Origin of the sequence: Mycobacterium cookii (assembly GCF_010727945.1) — a bacterium.
GTDB classification, from domain to species: domain Bacteria; phylum Actinomycetota; class Actinomycetes; order Mycobacteriales; family Mycobacteriaceae; genus Mycobacterium; species Mycobacterium cookii.
Map to the genome: position 1 here is coordinate 4,803,863 of NZ_AP022569.1, position 18,179 is coordinate 4,822,041.

Annotated in this window: 18 protein-coding genes; 12 read left to right on the top strand and 6 right to left on the bottom strand. The window is 64.5% G+C overall.

Annotation, left to right across the window (positions count from 1 at the left end; translation table 11 throughout):
- Window positions 1-6: 6 nt before the first annotated feature.
- The 3 genes from G6N27_RS22575 to G6N27_RS22585 all read right to left on the bottom strand — a co-directional run bounded on the left by G6N27_RS22575 (window position 7) and on the right by G6N27_RS22585 (window position 3,556).
- Window positions 7-261, bottom strand: coding sequence for a hypothetical protein (locus G6N27_RS22575; RefSeq protein WP_372512937.1), 255 nt, complete (start codon window positions 259-261; stop codon window positions 7-9).
- Between the two features lie 80 nt (window positions 262-341).
- Entirely contained in the window at window positions 342-1,763 is a 1,422-nt protein-coding gene (locus tag G6N27_RS22580; protein ID WP_163780297.1) for a phytoene desaturase family protein, read from the bottom strand.
- A complete protein-coding gene (locus G6N27_RS22585) occupies window positions 1,760-3,556 on the bottom strand; it encodes a DUF3556 domain-containing protein (protein WP_163780299.1) in 1,797 nt (598 codons plus the stop codon). Before G6N27_RS22585 ends, G6N27_RS22580 begins: the two co-directional genes overlap by 4 nt.
- A gap of 167 nt (window positions 3,557-3,723) precedes the next feature.
- Here G6N27_RS22585 and G6N27_RS22590 point away from each other — a divergent pair, with 167 nt between their 5' ends.
- Both G6N27_RS22590 and G6N27_RS22595 read left to right on the top strand, forming a co-directional pair.
- Window positions 3,724-5,004, top strand: coding sequence for a helix-turn-helix domain-containing protein (locus G6N27_RS22590; RefSeq protein WP_232064752.1), 1,281 nt, complete (start codon window positions 3,724-3,726; stop codon window positions 5,002-5,004).
- 417 nt (window positions 5,005-5,421) lie between these two features.
- The gene (locus G6N27_RS22595; protein WP_232064754.1) at window positions 5,422-6,174 is read left to right on the top strand and encodes an HdeD family acid-resistance protein; all 753 of its coding nucleotides are present in this window, start codon (window positions 5,422-5,424) and stop codon (window positions 6,172-6,174) included.
- A 10-nt stretch (window positions 6,175-6,184) separates the two neighbouring features.
- Here the strand turns inward: G6N27_RS22595 and G6N27_RS22600 are convergent, their stop codons facing one another.
- A complete protein-coding gene (locus G6N27_RS22600) occupies window positions 6,185-7,399 on the bottom strand; it encodes a PucR family transcriptional regulator (protein ID WP_163780302.1) in 1,215 nt (404 codons plus the stop codon).
- A gap of 422 nt (window positions 7,400-7,821) precedes the next feature.
- On the opposite strand from G6N27_RS22600, the gene G6N27_RS25435 reads away from it, so the two are divergent.
- From G6N27_RS25435 to G6N27_RS22640, 8 genes are all read left to right on the top strand, one after another.
- Window positions 7,822-7,932, top strand: coding sequence for a hypothetical protein (locus G6N27_RS25435; protein ID WP_408632609.1), 111 nt, complete (start codon window positions 7,822-7,824; stop codon window positions 7,930-7,932).
- A 113-nt stretch (window positions 7,933-8,045) separates the two neighbouring features.
- A complete protein-coding gene (locus G6N27_RS22610; RefSeq protein ID WP_163780304.1) occupies window positions 8,046-8,498 on the top strand; it encodes a DUF1003 domain-containing protein in 453 nt (150 codons plus the stop codon).
- A 230-nt stretch (window positions 8,499-8,728) separates the two neighbouring features.
- A complete protein-coding gene (locus G6N27_RS22615) occupies window positions 8,729-10,240 on the top strand; it encodes a long-chain-fatty-acid--CoA ligase (RefSeq protein ID WP_163780306.1) in 1,512 nt (503 codons plus the stop codon).
- Window positions 10,241-10,242: 2 nt separating this feature from the next.
- On the top strand, window positions 10,243-11,931 hold the full coding sequence (locus tag G6N27_RS22620) for a PHA/PHB synthase family protein (RefSeq protein ID WP_163780308.1): 1,689 nt from the start codon (window positions 10,243-10,245) through the stop codon (window positions 11,929-11,931).
- Between the two features lie 62 nt (window positions 11,932-11,993).
- Window positions 11,994-12,812: a poly(3-hydroxyalkanoate) depolymerase gene (phaZ, locus tag G6N27_RS22625; RefSeq protein WP_163780310.1), complete on the top strand. Its 819-nt coding sequence runs from the start codon at window positions 11,994-11,996 to the stop codon at window positions 12,810-12,812.
- Between the two features lie 42 nt (window positions 12,813-12,854).
- Window positions 12,855-14,108 carry an acyl-CoA dehydrogenase family protein gene (locus G6N27_RS22630; protein ID WP_163780312.1) on the top strand — a complete coding sequence of 418 codons (1,254 nt, stop codon included), beginning with the start codon at window positions 12,855-12,857 and terminating at the stop codon, window positions 14,106-14,108.
- A 42-nt stretch (window positions 14,109-14,150) separates the two neighbouring features.
- Window positions 14,151-14,741 carry a TetR/AcrR family transcriptional regulator gene (locus G6N27_RS22635; protein WP_163780314.1) on the top strand — a complete coding sequence of 197 codons (591 nt, stop codon included), beginning with the start codon at window positions 14,151-14,153 and terminating at the stop codon, window positions 14,739-14,741.
- Window positions 14,738-15,586 (top strand): enoyl-CoA hydratase/isomerase family protein, encoded by an 849-nt coding sequence (locus G6N27_RS22640; RefSeq protein ID WP_163780316.1) that lies wholly within the window; start codon window positions 14,738-14,740, stop codon window positions 15,584-15,586. Before G6N27_RS22635 ends, G6N27_RS22640 begins: the two co-directional genes overlap by 4 nt.
- Here the strand turns inward: G6N27_RS22640 and G6N27_RS22645 are convergent.
- Together G6N27_RS22645 and G6N27_RS22650 are read right to left on the bottom strand one after the other, a co-directional pair.
- Entirely contained in the window at window positions 15,577-16,065 is a 489-nt protein-coding gene (locus G6N27_RS22645) for an aminoacyl-tRNA deacylase (RefSeq protein ID WP_163782199.1), read from the bottom strand. The two genes, G6N27_RS22640 and G6N27_RS22645, sit on opposite strands and share 10 nt — an antisense overlap.
- 4 nt (window positions 16,066-16,069) lie before the next feature.
- On the bottom strand, window positions 16,070-16,921 hold the full coding sequence (locus tag G6N27_RS22650) for an SDR family oxidoreductase (RefSeq protein ID WP_163782201.1): 852 nt from the start codon (window positions 16,919-16,921) through the stop codon (window positions 16,070-16,072).
- 229 nt (window positions 16,922-17,150) lie between these two features.
- Between G6N27_RS22650 and G6N27_RS22655 the strand changes: the two genes are divergently transcribed.
- A complete protein-coding gene (locus tag G6N27_RS22655) occupies window positions 17,151-17,831 on the top strand; it encodes a sigma-70 family RNA polymerase sigma factor (protein ID WP_163782203.1) in 681 nt (226 codons plus the stop codon).
- Window positions 17,828-18,121 carry a mycothiol system anti-sigma-R factor gene (gene rsrA / locus G6N27_RS22660; protein WP_163780318.1) on the top strand — a complete coding sequence of 98 codons (294 nt, stop codon included), beginning with the start codon at window positions 17,828-17,830 and terminating at the stop codon, window positions 18,119-18,121. Before G6N27_RS22655 ends, rsrA begins: the two co-directional genes overlap by 4 nt.
- Window positions 18,122-18,179: the final 58 nt, after the last annotated feature.

Genomic DNA, 18,179 nt, shown 5'->3' on the forward strand with positions numbered 1-18,179 from the left:
TGACCCTCAGTTACTGAGAACCAACCGCCAGTTACCGGCAGCCAAACGATCCGGGACGCACCAAAAGTTATTCCAGTTCCCAGGCGTCGTGGCTTTCACGCCCGGGCCGGCGTTCTGGCAGGCCTCTCGACTCGGGTAGTTACCCTCGGTCTGAATCGTGTCGGCGCTGCTGATACCGACGCCGGTGGTCATCAATCCCGCGACGGCCAGCACAGCGGTGGCGATGAGTTTCTTGGGGTTGATCGGTCGCGTCATGTCCATCCAATCCTCTTGCGGTGAAGCGGTGTGACGCAAAGTGTCCCAGGCGGACCCTTCGAATGCCCGAGGTTTCGTAGATGCCGTTATGCCCGCCGCGCCAGGTAGCTAAGCGCGAGCGTGGCGGCGTTGGCTCCGCACATGCCGTGTGCCCCGGGTCCGGGCGGGGTGGCTGCCGAGCAGATGTACATGCCGGGCAACCCAATGGTGTATGGAGACAAGGTGATTCGCGGCCCAAACGTCAGCTGCCGGATGTCCTTCGAGCCAGTCATGATATCGCCGCCGACATAGTTGAGATTGTAGGCGGCCATCTGCGTGGTCGAGCGAACTGCGGAGCCGACGATGCGTTCCCGGAAACCGGGTGCGAACCTTTCGATCTGGGCGATGATCGCCTTGGTCGCGTCGCCGGTGTAGCCGTTGGGCACGTGCGCGTAAGTCCACACCGGGTGCACATTGCCGGCCGACCGCTGCGGATCGGCCAGATACTGTTGGCCGATCAGGACGAACGGCCGCTCGGGCATGCGGCCTGCGTGGATTTCCCGCTCGGTCGCGGCCAATTCGGAGTAACTCCCGGCAACGTGCACAGTGCCTGCCCGGTGGGCATCCGGGTTGGTCCAGGGCACACCACCGTCGACGGCGAAGTCGACCTTGAACGCACCGGGGCCGCGGCGGAACCTGTTGAAAGCACGCAAAATACGGCGGGGGAGACGGTCTCCGAGGATGCCTGCGACCGCGCTCGGCGCCAGATCGAACATCGTCACATCCGCCGGCGGCAGCTGCGACGCCGTTTGGACCGGTACACCGGTCTCGATCTTGCCGCCCAGGTCGGTCAGGAGCGCGACCATCGCGTTGGTGATCGACTGCGTCCCGCCTTCGGCCACCGCCCAGCCGTGCCGGTGGCCGGCCGCGATGATGCCCATCCCGATGGCCGAGGTCATCGGGTAGTGCAACGGCCGGAAGGCGTGGGCCGCAACGCCGCCGAATAAGGCGCGCCCCTCCTCGGTACGGAACACCCTGGCGAACGTGGACGCGGGAAGCACCGTTGGCGCGCCGAACCGGGCCAGCTTCAGCGGGTGGTGCGGGACCCGCAGCAGCGGGCCCATGATGTCCTCGTTGAGCGCGTCGAATCGCGACGCCGGGTAGCCGAACGCGCGCTGCCACCGGGATCCGTCGCGACCAAGGCCGGCCGCGGTCTGCCCCACCGAGCGGTGCAGCACGCCGGCGCTACCGCCGTCAAGTGGGTGCACACAGTCGATGTCCGGCCAACGCCACGTCAGGCCGTGGCGGTCCAGACCGAAGCGGCTGAGGAACTGCGAGCCGATCGCCATCGGATGGATTGCCGAGCAATGGTCGTGGAGCAGGCCCGGCAAGATGGCCTCGCTGCTGCGCGCGCCGCCGCCGACTTCATCAGCAGCCTCCAGCACGGTGACCGAAACGCCTTCGGCGGCCATGGCTATGGCTGCCGCGAGCCCGTTGGGCCCGCCGCCAACCACCACTGCGGTAGTCATGCCAGCGCTCCCTGACCGTGATCCTGGTCTTCGAGCTTCGTGCCACGCAGCGACCAGCTCACCTCGAGCGGAATGGGCCCGTTGGGCAGCCAGGGCTGTTCGGCCACCGCGTCGGCCACCCTCCAGGTACCGCGCTCGATCACCCCCAGTGCGGCGTCGATCAGCTGGTAATGCTGAACTCCGCTGCCAAAGGCCTCGGACTCCACCCAGGCGATGACACACTCGCCCGGCTCGAAGGCGGCTTCGCGCTGCATGGCGTTGATCATGTCTGCATTGTGCAGGTGGCCGTCGCCGAAGTTGAAGCCGATCAGCGAGTTGCAGACAAACTCGCCTTCCCGGACCGTCCGGACGTCGATGTCGGGCAAATGGGTCAACAACAACGAGTACAGACCGCGCGCCTGGCTATGCATACTGCGCCACGCACTCGTTTTCTGCAGAGTGATCTCCGCCCACTTCGGCTCGTAGCCGGCCGCGATGAACTGGTCGATCTGATTGGACGCCGTTCGGGTGACCCGGTCCAGCTTCTGCTCGGTGCCCGGCGCGAAGGTCCACACCGCCGACGCCCAGTTGCCGGCGTATTGCCGCATCGAGGGCAGGAAGGACACTTTGTCCGGCCGCAGGTTGCCCAGGACGGGGTAGAACAGCAGCCCGGCGGCGATGATGAGTGCCAACCAGGACGGCGACATGTCCCACGGAGCGTAGCCGTTCCAGTTCGGGAAGCCGAGGAACAGGAAGACCGTGGTGTAGGCGAACACGACATTCCATTCCAGCGGCACCGCCAGCGGGAAGGTCGAGATGATGAACAGGTGAAAACCCACCATCAGCAGCGCCGCAGCCAACGTCACCCACTTGTTGGTGGAGAAGAGCAGGATCAGCGGAGCGGCGATTTCGACCGTGGTGCCGTTGACGTGTGCCATGAAGTCGGCGAGCCGGGACGGCCGCATGTCGTGCCCGAAGTCGCGGTAATGCGCCCGCTTCACCCATTTGGGCGCGAATATCGTGTTGCTGACCATCGGCGGAATGACGTTGGAGAAGTGCTTACCGAACTTCGAGAAGCCGGCACCGACCCACACCACCATGATCATGATCTTGAGCGCAACGATCATGTTGGTGAACGGCAGCACGGCGAAGAAGAACATCGCCGGCAAGTACTGCTCGCCACGAGTGCCCAGGAAAATCGTCTTGTCCCGCAAGCCGATCAGCACCAGCAGCACGATCGGCGCGACCAGCAGCGCGGGGTTCACCAGGCCGGATATGTTGTCCGGCAATGCCTTCGACAGCGAGTCGCTGTGCACCCCCGGTAAGAGCAGCGCGACGGCCAGGCTGACCAGCAGCGCCAGGTAAACCCCGACGTCGAACCAGGTGCGCCGGTCGCCATTGGTGAATGGCATCCACTTCCACGGGCGCAGCCGGATGGTTCCGGTGCGGGCCCAGAACAAGATGCCGCCGGTCATCGGCTTGACCTTGCCGGCCAACGGCCCCCAAGAGCCGGCCACTCCGATAGCTTCGAGCAGCACGGTCCACAGGATGAGCTTCTGGTAGACGATCGGTTGGTTCCACCATTCGGTGACATGCCAAAAGGCGGGCAGTCCCGACGTCAGCGTCGCGACGGCAATACCGCCCACTGCGAAGAAGATGACCAGCTTCACGATGTAGATGGTGTGGATCATCTTGGGTGAGCCGAAGCCGTTTTCGGCCCAATCGGTGGCGAGGATCCGCATCCGTTCCATCAGCGGCTTCTGCAGGAAGGTATCCGGATCAACGTCCGGGAGATAGGGCTTGATAAATCCCATCGTCTTCGCTCCTTCTGGCCAAGGTTTGGCGGTAACGATAGGAATGAGTGCGTCGGAGAGACAGTCGTCATACGACTAACGTTCGCGTTGCTGTTGTTGCCTGAAGACAATGGTTGACGTGGGCGAATCGCCGACCGGCGGTCAGACCGAGGTCTACCGTGATGGTGGTGGCAAAAGCGCGCGTTGACGAGGATGTCGATGTCAGCCGATACGTCGCTGAAACCGCCGATCGTTTGCACGCTCGGTTGGCAGACGTGTCGTCGAATATCTTTCGTTCCCTTGAGGATCAGATCCCTGACCTACGCGGCGATGCTCGGCTCATGGAGCTGCTCGGCGCCAGCGTCGAGGGAAACGTGGACACCGTCCTGCACGCGCTGCGCTACGACATCGCCGTGGAGCGTGTCGAGGCGCCCACCGCGGCCCTGGAGTACGCCAGGCGATTGGCACAGCAAGGGATGCCCGTCAACGCGCTCGTTCGTGCGTATCGACTCGGTCAGCGCCGGATCAATGAGCTCGTTTTCGCCGAATTGCACGCGGTCGAGATTCCGGAGCCGATGAGGGTCAGGGTGATCGAGGCCATCACTGCCACGTTGTTCGAGTACATCGACTGGATGTCGCAGCAGGTCGTCGCCGTCTATGAAGACGAACGCGAACACTGGCTGGAGAACCAAAACAGCCTTCGGGCCCTGCGAGTTCGGGAGGTCCTGGCCGCACACAAGACGGTCGACGTCGATGCGGCAACCACCTCGATCCGCTATCCGCTGCGTTGGCACCATCTGGGGCTCGTCTTGTGGTATCCGGACGTAAGTGCCGACGGCGACGAACTTGCGCGGCTGCAACGGTTTCTGCGCGAAGTGGGCGAATCCGCCGGTGCCGCCGCCGCCCCGATCTTTGTTGCCGCCGATCGAACGTGTGGGTGGGGCTGGCTGCCGTATCGTGCCGCGGCGGCTGAGGCTCCGACCAAGGTTCGCCAGTTCGCGCTCGCACAACTGGGTTCCCCGAGTGTGGCAATTGGGACGATGGCTGACGGCGTCGAAGGTTTTCGGCAGTCCCACCGGGAGGCGGAGACCGCCCGCAGCGTGGCGGTGATATCCAAAAGGCCGGAGCCGACGGTGATCTCGGCGGCCGACCCCGGGTTATCCGTGGTGGCGCGTCTTGGTGGCGACGTGGCCGCCACCCGCGACTGGGTGGCCACTGTGCTAGGGGATTTGGCGATCGATAACGAGAACGACGGGCGTCTGCGTGAAACGCTGCGCGTTTTCCTAGGTTGTAATGCCAGCTACAAGGTGGCTGCCGCGGAACTCAACCTGCACTTCAACTCGGTGAAGTATCGGGTGGGTCGCGCCGTCGCGCGGCGCGGCCGGGAGATTGGCAGGGACCGGCTCGACGTGGAACTGGCGTTGCTTGCCTGCCACTGGTACGGCGCGGCGGTTCTGCAGCCAAAATAAGTCGGGGCCGCACCCCGAAAGGCGCTGCCCCGGTGGGGTTTCGGCGGAATGTATCAGGCGGCTGCAACCTCGAGGCGACGGGGTGCCGTAAGCCGTGAGTAGCTGGCCGTACGAGCCGGTGCCGAAGTCCAGCGCCAGGACCGGACAGCGTGGACAGCGTGGACGGTGACCGGGATGAACAGCGGGAAGAGGACGAAGGCAATCATTCCGGCGAGGGTGAGGCAGGTCGTGATCATGAGTGGCTCGCATTTCCTCCGCGAAGCGGAATAGTTGAGATAGGTTGTCGCACTGTCTGATCGGGCTAGCCAGGTCGATTCTCAGTTCAGCTGATCAGACGCTGCGTTGCGTTCGTCGCGAAAGGTATCCGTGTGAGCTCGGCGAAGCGATGTCGCCGACCGACCAACATGCGGCGCGCACTTGTCTTTGGACAACAAAAGGGGCAGCGGAGACGCCCGGGCAAAACGGCACTATTTGACCGTCTATCAGCCATTTACAGCCGTGTCCTCGGTCCGACATTGTTCGTGGCCCCTTTGCGAGGCGCTCAACTCTGTCGCCAGGAACAACCATTTCCCATCGGCCGCGGACTATCTTTTCGGCATGACAACCAGTGAAAAGACCGTACTTGAGGGTCCGCTGCACCAGCTTGCTCGCAACACGTGGCAGTTGTTGCTCTCAATTGGCGTCCTGGGCGTGAGCCTCGGCGTCATCGTGCTCGCTTGGCCTGGCAAGACACTGTTGGTAGCGGGTGTCCTGTTCGGTATCTATTTGGTGGTATCCGGAGTCGGGTACGTGTTCGCCGCTTTCGGCACGCATGCCGGCGCCGCGATGAGAGTCCTGTCGTTCCTCACTGGCGTGGTATCGCTCGTATTGGGGTTCTTCTGCTTTCGCGACAAACTCGAATCGATCCTGCTTTTAGCCCTGTGGATCGGCATTGGCTGGCTGTTCCGTGGGGTGACCCTGCTTGCCGCGGCACTGTCGTTCGACCACCTGCCCGCACGCGGCTGGCAGGTGCTCTCCGGTGTGATCATCGTGATCGGCGGCGGGGTGCTGATCATCTCCCCGCTCGATTCGATCGCGATCCTCACCTTGGTCGCCGGCTGGTGGCTGATCGTCATCGGCATCGTGGATGTGATCAGCGCGTTTCAGGTTCGCCACCGGCTGAAGGCGTGACCTAGCGGGGTCAAGGCAGGCGCTGGTCGACTTCGAAGGCCAGGCACAGTTCGGCGATGTCCAGGGGCCGGGACAGCGAACGGTCGGTCAACTCCTCGATACGGCGGAGCCGGTGCCGCACGGTGTTGGGATGACAGAAGATCTTCGTCGCGGTGTCGTTAGCGGAGCCGCCCTCCTGCAACCACGCCTGGAACGTGTCGAGCAAGATCGTGCGCTCCGCGGTCGGAAGTTCTATCAATCGGCGTAGCACCGACGACCTGATCTTCCCCATGACTTCCGGGGCGCTCACCGCTGCGACGGCAAGCGGGGTGTCGTGGAACGCCGTGATCAGCGAGTCGGCCGACTGCTTCCCGGTGACCGCCAACCGGGCGAATCGCAGTGCATCGCTGGTGTCGGCCAAGTCGTCAAACGGCGGGCTGATGCCGACCCGGACGGTCGCGACCTGGCTGAGCACGGTAGTCAACGTGCTGATTGTGTCGCGTATCCGCACGTGCACGATGCCGACGTGTGAATCCGGCAGCAGCCGCCACGCCGACCGGATATCGCGGGCGGCGAGCTTGTTTTCGATCGCGGGCAAGCCCAGTTTCCCGATGGCCGGTAACTCGGCTGCGACGACGACGTACGGCCCAGTGGTCGGCAGCCGGAGCAAATCGGCTGCTTCCCAAAGGCTTTGGCTGTCGGTTATCCGCCGAGACAGCAACGCCTCGACCAACGCCGACCGTTCCTCCTCCTGCTCCAAGATCTGCTGGGTCAGCTGCTGGCGGTAGGCGCTGGCCATCGCTTGAGTGAAGGTGTCCTGGGCAAGAAAGACGCGCGCGGTGGCGTCCAGAATCGATTCGGTGGGTATTCCCGCGGCGCGCCCGCCGGCAAGGGTCTGCTCCCACATGAACCGGAACCCGATGCGGTAGGCCGTCATCACCGCCGGCAACGGCAAGCCGACGAGCGCGCGTGCAATTCCGACGTTCTCGGCAGGCGATACATCGACGTCGCCGTGCGCCGAAAGCGAGTGGAAGACAAACGTCAGGTTTGCCTCGCAACTTGCAGCCACTTCGTCTTTCGTGACGACGTTGCCGTCGCGGTACGCGTCGATCTCCCGGAACAGCCGATCAGCCAGCGCCTGGCCCAGCGCGGGGGCACGAGCCAGCATCAGCTTGCTGAGCTCGACGATGTGCGGATCGGGTTCGGCGCCGTGCCGGACCTCGCCGGCGTGCGATACCGCGCTCATACTCCGAGACTTTATGCCTGGTCACCGGGGGGATGTGAGTGGTTAATCAAAGCGGACTCCGGGTTTCCCGGCGGGCGGTGGCGTCTGAGTCCTGCGTGGCAGTGGCGATGCGCGGCACATGAAGGGGCGAGGGCCGAATCCATGACGACTGCAGCGTGGATGAGGTCGCCAGTTGTCTGCGGCTGCGAAAGGATGGCCCTTTCTGGTCATTGCCGCCAGCGTTGGCTGCGATGATGTCGAGCCGCTGAGGGCGATCGAATCGGCCCGATTGGCAGGTCGGGATCGTCTGCGTCAAATCCGGGCAACAATTCGACGAGGTTGTCGCCTTGGTGTCTCGTATTCGAGATGTTTCCGGGTGTGGCAAGAAACCGACGCCTCGTTTGGTCGTCTGCGCTCAACGACTTTGTTGTCACCCCAACACCGTGCCCTACCGACTGCAGCGGATAGAGAAACGAACCGGACTATCCCATTCTCGCCCAAGGGATATCGCAGAACTCTGCTTGGCCTTCGAGGTGCATCGCCGGCTCATCTGAATCGACTGCAACGCCTCTTGTTCACGATGCCGGAACCTACGGCGGGTACGAGGCAACATTCATACCCAAATGCCAGCGGTTGTTGCACCGACGAACTGTCAGAATTAGTCCCCATGGACCGAGAAAAATTGAAGATTACGACCCATCCCCCTCAGCTCATTCCGCACCGATTGTTACGCAATAATCGAATTCACCATCCAGCCGTGCTCGATGAGGCGAAGAGACGGCGCGAGAGTATCCAGCTGCGACTGGCCGATCGAATCACCGCATTCGCCGGTTCGATGAACTTCGTCTGGATCCACGCGATCCTTTTCGCCGTGTGGATGCTCGTTCTGGAACAGAATCCTTGGCCGACACTGACTCTGGTGGTTTCACTCGAAGCGATATTCCTGTCAACGTTCGTCATGATCGGCCAGAACCGACAATCGGCGTTCCAACAGGCCAAAGCTGACCACGACTTTGAAGCGCAGGAACTGGAACTCAAAACCAACACCGATCTGACGCGCCAAATCCATGTCCTCACAGAGGAATTGCACAGGCGCGTGATCGGCCCGTCTGGCTCTTGACGAGTGGCAAGCCGATCAGATGCGTTGCGCGCCTGCGGCCCGCAGATCGGCGCGCACAGGAATGCGGGCGCTTGAGCGTGGGGCTGCGGCGACCAACTGTGCGGCGTCACACGTGAGCGGCCAGCTTGTTGTTTCCACCGACATTGTTATGCGAGTTCGTCGAGCGGACGATTGGAATCCTCGGGACAAGCCCTGAACCGGGCAGCCGATTAGATCCGCAGAGGTACACCATGACCAGCCTGAGCGCCAATCTCTTCGCATCCGCAGAGCGCCACCCCAATCGCATTGCGCTGCGTTGCGACGACCTGCAATTCACCTTCGCTGAGTTCGACGCGGCGGCGGCCCGGGTGGCGACGCTGCTCGAACAAGCCGGAATCGAACCGGGGGACCGGGTCGGCGTGATGCTGCCCAATACGCCCGCGTTCGCTATCGCGTTCTACGGGATCATGTATCGCGGCGCTGTTGCGGTCCCGATGAATCCGCTGCTCAAGGCGCGGGAGGTGACCTACTACCTGTCCAACAGCGGCGCCAAGGCGTTGTTCGGGTCACCCGGGTTCGCCGACGAGGCCAGCGCCGGCGCCGACGAAACGGGCTCGCAGTGCTGGATTGTCGACGACGCCGGCCTGATGGACGTGATCGCCGACCTGCCCGCGCAAGAGTCACCCGTAGAACGCGGCGCCGACGACGTCGCGGTCATCCTGCACACCTCCGGAACCACCGGAAAACCGAAGGGCGCCATGCTCACGCACGGCAACCTGGGCCGCAACGCCGACGTAAGTGTCCGCACCCTGGTCGAAACCGGGCAGGACGACGTCGTGATGGGCTGCTTGCCGCTCTTTCACGTATTCGGCCTGACCTGCGGCCTCAACGGGGCGGTGCTGTCAGGTGCGACGTTGACGCTGATCCCTCGATTCGACCCGCGCAAGGCGCTCGAGGTGATCGTGCGCGACGCCGTCACGGTGTTTCAAGGGGTGCCGACGATGTATTCGGCGCTGCTGGGCGTGGCCGACGAGGCCGCGGCGGAGGCGACGCGCACGTTGCGGGTCTGCGTCTCGGGTGGTGCGGCGATGCCGGTACAGGTTCTCACCGACTTCGAGAAGGCTTTCGGCTGCACCGTTTTGGAGGGCTACGGGCTCTCCGAGAGCTCACCGGCCGCCGCATTCAACCATCCGAACCGGGAGCGCAAGGTGGGTTCGATAGGTACTCCGATCGAAGGCGTGCAGATGCGGGTCGTCGACGTGAACGGCGCTGAGGTACCGCAGGGCAACACCGGCGAGATCCAGATCCGCGGACACAACGTGATGAAGGGCTACTGGAACCTGCCCGACGCGACCAAGGCCACGATCACACCGGACGGTTGGCTGGCGACCGGTGACGTAGGACGCGTCGACGAGGACGGCTACTTCTACATAGTCGACCGGACCAAGGACATGATCATCCGGGGCGGCTACAACGTCTATCCCCGCGAAATCGAGGAAGTGCTCTACGAGCATCCCGCGGTGGCCGAAGCCGCGGTCATCGGCGTCCCGCACGACTCGCTGGGCGAGGAAGTCGGGGCGGCTGTGGCGCTGAAGGACGGGGCGGAAGTGCACCCGGACGAACTGCGCGACTTCGTCAAGGAGCGGGTGGCCGCCTACAAATATCCGCGCCGGGTCTGGTTGGTCGACGCGCTGCCCAAGGGGCCCACCGGCAAGGTGCAAAAACGCGATATCACCGTTCCGACAACCGAAAGCACACGATAGTCATGACAACCACGGCCAAAGTCGACGAGCTGGCTGCACCGCTCGACCTGCTTCTCACCAGCGCCACAAAGCCCTTCGCCAGCCGGATGATGCCGAACGCCACCTGGGCCCGCTTCGCCGGCAACCTCGCTCAGCACCCCGGCGCGGTGGCCGACCGAGTGGGCGCGCTGACCCGTGAGCTGGGCAACATCGCCGTGGGCAAGTCGCACCGCGCTCCGGGACGCGCCGACAAGCGCTTCAGCGACCCTGCATGGCAGGAGAATCCATTGCTACACAGGATCATGCAGGCCTATCTGGCGGGCTCCGAGACCGCTGAGGAGTTACTCGCGGACGCCCAATTGGATTGGCGCGACAAAGAGAAGATGCAGTTCGTTATCGACAATTTTGTCGAAGGCCTGGCGCCGAGCAACAACCCGCTGATCAGTCCGCTCGGCTGGAAGGCGCTGATCGACACCGGCGGCCTGAGCGCGGTACGCGGCGCGAGGGCCTTTGCCCGAGACATGCTTTCGAAGCCCCGGGTGCCCGCGATGATCGAGCCCGACGCCTATGCGGTGGGGGAGGACTTGGCTGTCACCAAAGGGGCCGTCGTACTGCAAACCTCGGTGTTCGAATTAATCCAGTACGCCCCGCAGACACCCAAGGTGCGTGCGATCCCATTGCTCATGGTGCCCCCGGTGATCAACAAGTACTACGTCATGGATATCGCCCCCGGGCGCAGCATGATCGAGTACTTCGTCCAGCAGGGCCAGCAGGTCTTCACAATTTCATGGCGGAACCCGCAAGCCCGCCATCGGGATTGGGGCTTCGATACCTATGGGGCGGCGATCGTGGAGGCGATGGACGCAGCGGAGAAAATCACCGGGACCGACAGCACGCACCTGTTGGCCACCTGTTCGGGCGGCATTCTGGCAGCGATGACGGCGGCTCATCTCGCCGAGATCGGCGAGGGCGACCGGGTCGCGGGCCTCAACCTGGCGGTCACCGTGCTGGATGAGACTCGCGCCGGATTTGCGGCCGCCGCGATGAGCGACCGCGCAGCGCAGGCGGCGATTCGAGTCTCGTCGAGGAAGGGTTTCCTGGACGGACGCGACATGGCGGAGATGTTCGCCTGGCTTCGTCCGACCGACCTGGTGTGGCGGTACGTGGTGAACAACTACGTACAGGGCCGCAAGCCCGCGGCGTTCGACGTGTTGTTCTGGAACGCCGACACCACCCGGATGGCCGCCGCGCTGCACCGCGACCTGGTGCTGATGGGACTGCGGAATGCGTTGGTCACGCCCGGTGGGGTCAGCATGCTGGGCAGCCCGGTGGACCTCGGCAAGATCACCGCAGACGCCTACATCGTCGGTGGCATCGCCGATCACATCTCCCCGTGGCAGGCCACCTATCGCAGTGCGCGACTGCTGGGCAGCAAGGACAACCGCTATGTGTTGTCCACCAACGGTCACATCGCGGCGTTGGTGAACCCGCCAGGTAACCCCAAGGCGTCGTTCCGCACTGGCTCGGTCGACGCCGAGGATGCTCAACAGTGGCTGGACTCTGCCGAGAAGCACGCCGACTCCTGGTGGCCGGACTACACGGCCTGGCTGGCCGAGCGCAGTGGTGCAGAGGTTGACGCTCCAAAAGCGCTTGGTGGGGAGGACCTTCCGCCGCTGGGCCCCGCTCCGGGTAGTTACGTGATGGAAAAGTGAAGTCACAAGTTGGCGACAAGCGTCGAGAGGCCCGCGATCGGCGACGCCTTCGTGCGGTACCCGTGAGTCAATTTGGCGAGGAGTGCTACGTCGCCACCGGCGGGCAGCGGATCCGGGTGAACGTGCGGTGGGGAACCGGTGTGCCGCTGGTGTTGTGCAACGGCATCGGGGCGAGCCTGGAAGTGCTTGACCCACTGGTGGAGCAGCTGGATCCGGATACCACTGTCGTCAGATTCGACGTGCCAGGAGCCGGCGGATCGCCCACATCCCCTGCTCCCTACGGGTTCCCGTACCTTGCCTGGGTGCTCGGCCGGGTGCTGTCCGAGCTGGGAATCGGCGTGGTGGACGTGCTGGGGCTGTCCTGGGGCGGGGCGCTTGCGCAGCAGTTCGCCTTCCAGAACCCGCGCCGGTGCCGCCGCCTGGTTCTGGTGGCGACAGGTACCGGTGCGCTGATGGTGCCTGCTCATCCGCGGGTGCTGGCGAAAATGGCCACCCCCCGCAGGTTTTCGGATCCGGACTACGCAGCGTCCATTGCCGGTGAGCTGTACGGCGGCACCGTCCGCGCTCACGGAGACGATGTGGCGCGACTATTTCTCCAGCAGTTGCACGCCGGATCGAAGATGGGCTACCTACACCAACTTCTCGCGGGTTCGGTGTGGTCCAGCCTCTTCGCGCTGCCCGCTGTGCGGCAGCAGACGTTGATCGTGGCGGGCACCGATGATCCGATCATCCCGATGGTCAACGCCCACATCATGAACGCATTGCTACCCCATTCGCGACTGCACCAACACAGCGGCGGCCACATCGATCTTGTGCACAACGCCATCGAGCTCGTGCCCGTCATCGAGGCATTTCTGCACGAACACGGCGAGCGGCCTTGAGCCGCAGCAACTAACAAAGACCTGGGAATAACCATGACAACGATGCCAACACCGCTCAGCTCGTTTGAGACACGAGGTGCAAAGGACGCCGATCCAGCCACCGCCTCGCTCGTCGGGGACATCGGCGTTGCCCGGGAGACCGACTATTTCCTGATGGCCGATCAGCTGACCGACCCGGAAAAGGCGATCTTTGCCGAGGTCCGGGCGTTCGGCGAGGCGGAGATCCTGCCGATGGTCAACGAGTATTGGGAGCGCGGCGAATTCCCGTTCGACCTGATACCGAAACTTGCCAGGCTGAACATTATCGGCGACTACAACCTGGGCGACCGCGGGTGCACACCGATGAGCGCGGTCGCCGCCGGCCTCGTCACCTATGAACTGTCCCGCATCGACGGGAGCATGGCCACGTTCTTCGCAGTACACCTCGGGTTGGCGATGCAGTCGATCAACATTCTGGGCTCCGAGGAACAGCGGCAACGCTACCTACCGGCGATGGCGCGCCTGGAAAAGATCGGCGCGTTCGCCCTGACCGAGCCCGAGCACGGTTCGGACGCCGTCATCTTGGAGGCCACCGCGGAGCGGCAAGGCGATGAGTGGGTGCTCAACGGACGCAAGCGCTGGCCGGGCAACGCCGTCTGGTGCGATTACATCGTTGTCTACGCCCGCGACACCGCAGACAACCAAGTCAAGGCGTTCGTGGTGGAGAAGGAGAACCCTGGCTACGCGGCGACCAAGATCGGCGGCAAGATGTCGCTGCGGATGGTTCAGAACGCGGACATCACCCTCACCGACTGCCGGGTGTCCGAAGACGCCCGACTGCAGAACTGCAACAGCTTCAAAGATGTGGGCAAAGTGCTTGCGGGCACCCGCAATTCCGTCGCATGGGGGTCGGCCGGACACGCCGTCGCGGCCTATGACATCGCCCTGAACTACGCCCTGCGGAGAAGGCAGTTCGGCAGGGCAATCGCCCGGACCCAGGTCATCCAGTCGATGCTGGTGGAGATGCTCGGTGATCTCACCTCGATGCAGCTGTACGCGATTCGAATGGCCCGGCTCATCGACGACGGCAAGGCCGAAGAGACGATGGCCGCGCTCGCCAAGTATTACTGCACGGTCAAGGGCCGCAACGTGTGTCGACTGGCCCGCGACGTATTAGGCGGCAACGGGGTCTTGCTCGACTTCCATGTCATGCGCCACCTGTGCGACATGGAGGCGTTGGTCACCTACGAAGGAACCGCGGAAATCCAGTCCCTCATCGTCGGCCGGCACATCACTGGGCAGAGCGCGTTCTCCTGACCAGTTAGCCGAGAATTCCTCGGTTCAGTTAGAGTAATCCTCGTGCCACGATCTGTTGTCCGTGATGCCCGGAGCCGGCTGCTGCTGACGGCCCGCCGCCGGTTCGCGGCCGACGGGGCCCTGGCGGCGACGCTCGACGAGATCCGGCGCGACGCCGACGTCAGCGTCGGGGCGCTCTACCACCACTTCCCGGACAAGCCGACGCTGGCGGCCGCGGTCTATGCCGAGCTGATGAGCGAATACCAAACGGGTTTCATCGCGATGCTGCGTCGGCACGACGCCGCTGAGGCGGGCATCCGCGGCGGCGTCGCACATCATTTACGGTGGGTCGCCGCCCACCGCAACGAGGCGGCGTTGTTGCTGGGTGACTGGTTGGACAGCGCCGCGCTGCGTGAAGCCAACCGGGTGTTCTTCGCCGCGGTGCGGGATTGGTGGCGGCCACATCACACCTACGGCGTGCTGCGGCCGATGCAGGCGGGCGTCACGGCCGCACTGTGGTTCGGCCCCGCTCAGGATTTCAGCAGGTACTGGATCGCCGGTGACGAGCCGAGAATGCCGCGCGGGGTGGTCAAGACCTTCGCCGACGCGGCGTGGATGGCGCTGCGAGCCAACACTACTGAGGACAGCCAATGACGAGTGAAGCCGAATCGCTATATCGCAGCCTGGTCGCCGACGGCGACGATCCCGAGGCACCGCGACGGGTGACCGTCGAACACCGCGGCGACCGGGCGATCGTCATTCTCGACGAACCCGACCGGCTCAACGTGCTGTCCGCTCCGTTGGTACGGCAATTACGTTGCGCGATAGAGGATCTCGCCGCCGATTCCGATGTCCGTAGCGTGGTGCTCACCGGCCGCGACCCGGGGTTCAGCGCGGGCGGCGACCTGAAGATGATGCGGATGGCGACCGAGAATCCGGGTCGACCGGAGGGTGTGGCCGACGTCTGGCGCTGGATCCGTCGCGAGTTCGGCGGCGTCGCACGGCTGATCGCCGGGTCGGACACGATCTACGTGGCGGCGATCAACGGGCCTGCCGCCGGCGTCGGCCTGGCCTGGGCGCTGAGCTGCGACATCGCCATCGCCAGCGAGCGCGCAGTGATCGTGCCCGCGTTCGGCCGGCTCGGCCTGCTGCCGGAGGTCGGCACCAGCTGGGCGCTGACCCGCCGGCTCGGCTATCAGGGCGCGCTGGCCTACTACCTGCGCGGCGAGCACATCGACGCCCACGAAGCGCAGCGGCTCGGCCTCGTGCAGCAGGTCGTCGCACACGACCAACTGCTGGTCGCCGCCGACGAGTGGTGCACACGGGTCGCCGCGATGCCCAGCCACGCCGTCGCGATGACCAAGCCGCTGTTACGCGCCTCCGCCGACGCCGGCTGGCACGAGTCGCTGACGATGGAGGAATTCGCCGAGCCCACCTGCTTCACCACCGCCGCGTTCGCCGACAGCGTGCGGACGATGCTGGCCAGATCTCAGGCCTGAATAGCCGCGGCCACCGCGCCGGTGAGCCTGATCAGGTCCGCGGGCGCCACCGCGACATCCCAGCCCCGCCGGCCGGCGCTGCAGTACACCCGCTCGCATGCCAGCGCGTCGGAGTCGATGACCGTCGGCAGCTGCGTGCGTTGGCCGAACGGCGACACCGCGCCCAGCACGTAGCCGGTGGCCCGCTCGGCGGTGCGCTGATCGGCCAGAGTCGCTTTGCCGACCCCCAGCGCCGATGCGGCGGCCTTCAGCGACAACCGCGCCGGCACCGGCAGTATCGCAACGGCCAGCCCGTCGGGGATCGCGATGACGAGCGTCTTGTAGATCTGCGCCGGCGATACCGCACCCGTGGAGGTCAGCTGCCGCACGGCTTCATCCCCGAACGCGCGCTCCCGCGGGTCGTGGGAGAACTTCACCACCTCGTGCGGCACGCCGGCATCGGCCAACGCCGCGAGCGCGGGCGTCGCCGCCACGATCAGGGCCCTACGAAGGCTGCGTGTAACCCGGCGGGTTGACCCCGTCCACCCAGAAGTCGACGCCGAGGGTGCCGCCCGGCACACAGTCGTAGACCGACAGGTCCGAGACGCCCGAATCCACCAGCACGTCCTCGCACAGCAGGGTGTTGCCGGTGTACTCCTTGGACGGCTTGTTAAGGATGACGTAGGCGGCGTCGGAGTAGACCTCCGGCTTGCGGGCACGGGCCATCGCCTCGGCGCCGCCGAGCAGATTCTGCACCGCGGCGGTGGCTACCAGCGTGCGCGGCCACAGGGTGTTCGACGCGATGCCCTCCTCGCGCATTTCCTCGGCGATTCCGAGCGCGCACAGTGTCATTCCGAACTTGGCCATCATGTACGCCGTCGGCTTCAGCCATTCCTTGCCGAGCAGCACCGGCGGCGACAGGGTCAGGATGTGCGGGTTCTCGCGGCCCTTCATGTGCGGAATGCAGGCCTGCGACACCGCGTAGGTGCCACGCACCTGGATGCCGTTCATGAGGTCGAACCGCTTCATCGGCACCTCGGTGATCGAGCCCAGGTTGATCGCCGACGCATTGTTGACGCAGATGTCGATGGCCCCGAACTGCTCGACAGCCTGGGCCACCGCCGACTCGACCGATTCCGGGTCGCGGACATCGCCCACGATCGGCAGTGCCTGGCCGCCGGCCTCCTCCAGTTCCTTGGCGGCGGTGTACACCGTGCCCTCCAGCTTGGGGTGCGGCTCGGCGGTCTTGGCGATCAGCGCGATGTTGGCGCCGTCCTGCGCGGCACGCTTGGCGATGGCCAAACCGATTCCGCGACTGGCACCCGAGATAAACATGGTCTTGCCCTTGAGTGACATGAGCGTCACAGTAACGCTGCTCACAATCGCCCCCGATCGGCGGCCCGGAAATAGCCCGGCGATCGTCGCTGTTGATGCTGCTGTCTAGTCGGGCAGACATATGTCGGTAGCAGCATTTAGATTGGGAGAGGGGAGTCGGGTGTCGACGGCAACCAGCCTTCGCGAATCGGGTCCGGTATTGATGGACCTGTTCAGCGGCATCGCGACAGAAGGGACTCTGTTACCCAATATGGCCGACATCGATGGCGCGACAGACTCAGGGATCGCGGCGGCCGCCGAGGACTTCACCGAGACTCGTGGACGCGACCGGTCGAACGAGACCGACGCCGAGCTGACCGCGCGCTTCGAGCGTGACGCGATTCCCCTTTTGGACCAGCTCTACGGCGGTGCCCTGCGGATGACCCGCAATCCGGCCGACGCCGAGGACCTGCTGCAGGAGACCATGGTCAAGGCCTACGCCGGTTTCCGCTCCTTCAGGGAGGGCACCAACCTCAAGGCCTGGCTGTACCGCATCCTGACCAACACCTACATCAACAGCTACCGCAAAAAGCAGCGTCAGCCGGCGCAGTATCCGACCGAAGAGATCACCGACTGGCAGCTGGCGGCCACCGCCGAACATTCGTCGACCGGGCTGCGCTCAGCCGAGGTCGAGGCGCTCGAGGCACTGCCCGACACCGAGATCAAAGAGGCGCTGCAGGCGCTACCCGAAGAGTTCAGGATGGCGGTCTATTACGCCGACGTCGAAGGCTTTCCCTACAAGGAGATCGCCGAGATCATGGGCACCCCGATCGGGACGGTGATGTCGCGACTGCACCGCGGCAGGCGTCAGCTGCGGGAGTTGCTGACCGATGTGGCCAAGGACCGCGGCTTCATTCGTGGTGACCAGGCACCCGAGGAGGTGTCGTCGTGAGCGACGTCTCGAAAGATGCCGGTGGCGCGATCCCGCCCATCAAGGCCGAGTGCGCCGAGGTGATCGCCGAAGTGTGGACGCTGCTCGACGGCGAGTGCACCGCGGAGAAGAAAGCGAAGCTCAGGCAGCATCTCGAAGACTGCCCGCCGTGTTTCCAGCTCTACGGGCTGGAGGAGCGGATCAAGGGTCTGATCGCGACCAAGTGCAGCGGGGAGAGGGCTCCGGATAGTCTGCGCGAGCGGTTGCGTTTCGAAATCAGCCGGACCACCATCATCCGCGGTCAGTTCTAAGCCGCACCTCGATCGTCAAAAGACGAAGGCGCGGGCCGCCTGTCGGACGGTCCGCGCC